This window comes from Micromonospora sp. D75 (genome assembly GCF_018070405.1).
Lineage (GTDB): Bacteria > Actinomycetota > Actinomycetes > Mycobacteriales > Micromonosporaceae > Micromonospora > Micromonospora chalcea.
Genome location: NZ_JAGPXV010000743.1, coordinates 1 through 2657, shown reverse-complemented (window position 1 = coordinate 2657; position 2657 = coordinate 1). Strand labels below are relative to the sequence as shown.

Below are 2657 nucleotides of genomic sequence, written 5' to 3'. Positions count from 1 at the left end.
GAACGCGCTGGCCACCCTGCGGTTCGACTGGGCGCCGGTGCCCGACGACGTGTGGCGGCCACTGCCCTTCCACGTCGAAGGTCTGCACGTGCCGGTCGTCCGGGACGTGCTCGCCGGAGTGGACGAGGCCGCGTCGAACCCGCACGGCAGCCCGCTCGGCCTGGTCGTCCAGGGCCAGCGCGGCTCCGGCAAGACCCACCTGCTGGGCGTGATCCGCCAGCAGGTGCAGGAGCGGAACGGCTACTTCTTCCTGGTCGGCCTGCTCGACGCCGGTGGCTTCTGGGACGGCGTGCTCGCCGCGATGCTCGACGGCCTGTCGCGGCCGGTGCCCGGCAGCCGCGAGACACAACTCAAACTGCTGCTGCGGCGCCTGTCCGCGCTCGTGGGGGCGCCCCGGACGGCGCGCCGGGCGGTCATGGGCGACACCGAACTGACCAAGGCGGCGCTGGACGCCTTCCTGGACGGGCTCGGGGACTTCGACAGGCACGCGGCCCGCACCTGTCAGGAGACGGCGCGTGCGCTCGCGCTGAGCGCCTCCGAGGACATCGCCCACCGCGACATCGCGGAGAACTACTTCCTCTCGGGCGAGGAAATGGTCGCCGGGGAACGCGCGGCTTGGGGCATGCGCCGCGTCCCGCGCCCGGCCCAGCAGATCGTGCAGGACCTCTCCTGGCTGCTCGCCCTCACCGGCCCGTCCGTCGTGGCGATCGACCAGGTCGACACGCTCATCGCGCAGTTGGCCATCCAGAGCGACCCGGCCCTGGCCGGCGCGGCCGACATGAGCCCCGAGCAGGCGCTGATGCTGGCCCGGATGGCGGACGGCCTGATGGCGTTGCGGCAGACGACCCGGCGCACGCTCACCGTCCTCGCCTGCATCCCGAACTCGTGGACCATCATCAAGTCCACAGCCGCCGACACCGTGGCCGACCGGTTCCGGGAGACGCCGCCGCTGCGCCGCATCGACGACGCCGACCTGGCCCGGGCGATCATCGAGAAGCGGTTCACCCTCCGCTACCGGGAGGCGGGGTTCGTCCCGCCGTACCCGTCGTGGCCGGTGTCCCCGCGCGCCTTTGCCGAGGCCGGGGCGTTCACCCCGCGTCAGCTGCTCATCGAGATCGACGGGCACATCCGCGAATGCCTCGCCGCTGACGAGGTCCGGGAGATGACCACGCTCGGCGAGCCGCCCACCGCCGAACCCCGGGCGCCCCGACCCGCCCTGGTGGCCGCCACCGGCGAGGAGATGGACCGCTACGACGCCCGTTTCGCCGAGCTGCGGGAGGCCGCCGACGTCACCGGTCCGCTCCGGCGGGCGTCGGAGGACGAGGCGATGCCGCCGCTGCTCGCCGCCGGGCTCACCGCTTGGATCCTGGAGCGGGGCGACGCGGGCGAGGCGTTCAGCGTCGACCCGCCCCCGAGCACCGACCCGCCGCTGCACGCCCGGCTGCGGCTCACGCTCGACGAGCGCACCGAGGACCAGGTGCACTGGTGTTTCCGGGCGATCGGCGACGACCACCACGGCAACGCGGCGCTGGCCCGGCTTCGCAAGGCGTCGGTGGCCGCCGCCCTCGACACCGGTTCCGGCCGGCGGAAGCTGTTCCTGCTGCGCAACCGTGCCTGGTCGACGAGCGCGGCCACCCGCAAGGCGGTGGGCGCGTTCACCGAGGCGGGAGGCCAGACGCTCGGCATCGACGACGAGGACCTGCGCGTCCTCTCCGCGCTGCGGGTCATGCTCGCCGAGGCCACCATGGACCTGCAGGGCTGGCTGGCCGAGCGCCGGCCGACCCGGGAGCTGAAGTTCCTCCAGCACGCGCTGGCCGACGTGGACCGCTGGACCACCGACGGCGGACCGTCGCCGGAACCGACCGAGCCGGCGGCCCAGCCGACCCCGGCGCCCGTAGCGCCCGTCGTGGCCGCCGCGCCCGCTCCCGTGGCGGACCCGGCGTTCGTCGTCGGGCACGGGTACGACGACGGGGAACCCGTGCCGCTGGCGCTGGAGGCGCTGCGCAAGCACACCACGATCTTCGCCGGGTCGGGCTCCGGCAAGACAGTCCTCATCCGCCGCATCGTCGAGGAGTGCGCGCTGGCGGGCGTCTCCGCCATCGTGCTCGACCCGAACAACGACCTCGCCCGGCTCGGCGAGGGGTGGCCCGAGCCGCCCGCGCAGTGGCGCCCGGGTGACGCGGAGCGGGCCCGGGACTACCTTGCCCACACCGACGTCGTCGTCTGGACACCGCGCCGCAACTCGGGCCGCCCGCTGAGCTTCCAGCCGCTGCCCGACTTCACTGGCGTACGCGACGACCCGGACGAGTTCGCCGAGGCCGTCGAGGCGGCCGTCGCGGCCCTCGCGCCGCGCGCCATGGTCACCGGCCGGGCCACCCGGGCCCACCTCGGGCTGGCCGTGCTGCGCAAGGCCGTCGAGCACTACGGCCGGCGTGGCGGTTCCCGACTGCAGGGCCTCGTCGACACGCTCGCCGACCTGCCGGACGGGATCATCGACCTGGACGACGCCGACAAGATCGGTCTCAGCCTGGCACAGACCCTGACCGCCGCCATGGTGAACGACCCGCTGTTCGGGGGCGAGGGCACGCCGATGGACCCCGGCGTGCTGCTCACCCCCGCCCCCGGCAAGCGGGCCCGCGTCTCGGTGGTCAGCCTGG

At 74.3% G+C, this 2657-nt stretch carries 1 protein-coding gene; it reads left to right on the top strand.

Annotated features, from left to right (window positions below; genetic code table 11):
- The coding region (locus tag KBX39_RS28455) for a DUF87 domain-containing protein (RefSeq protein WP_210873481.1) at positions 1–2657 on the top strand (2657 nt) is incomplete at both ends.